Source organism: Winogradskyella ouciana (assembly GCF_009709615.1).
In the GTDB taxonomy this organism is placed as follows: Bacteria; Bacteroidota; Bacteroidia; order Flavobacteriales; family Flavobacteriaceae; genus Winogradskyella; species Winogradskyella ouciana.
Genome location: NZ_WJYA01000060.1, coordinates 1 through 280 on the forward strand (window position 1 = coordinate 1; position 280 = coordinate 280).

Sequence of the window (280 nt, forward strand, 5' to 3'; positions counted from 1 at the left end):
TCGTGGTGCTGCTGGTCTGGCTGTACTCACTGCAGCTGCGCAGTCTCGGGGAACCGGCGCCGCGTCGCACCGCGCTGTTGCTGATCAGCGGCGGGCTTGGCGTGCTGGTCCCCTACGTGTTGGTCAACGAGTGGCGTTTCGGCTGGCCGCTGGTCGTGTTCGCAGTGTTCAGCTTCGTCGTGCTGCGCTGGCGGCTGCTGGGCCGCGGGCTGCTGCTGCGGCTTCCGGGAGCGCTGGCCGCGGCGGCGGTACTCGTGTTCACCCTTCCCCTGCTGGAGGT

The 280-nt window shown here is 69.3% G+C and carries 1 protein-coding gene; it reads left to right on the top strand.

All coding sequences use genetic code 11. The annotated features are described in order from the left end of the window. The coding region (locus tag F1003_RS16625) for a hypothetical protein (protein WP_162307004.1) at positions 1-280 on the top strand (280 nt) is incomplete at both ends.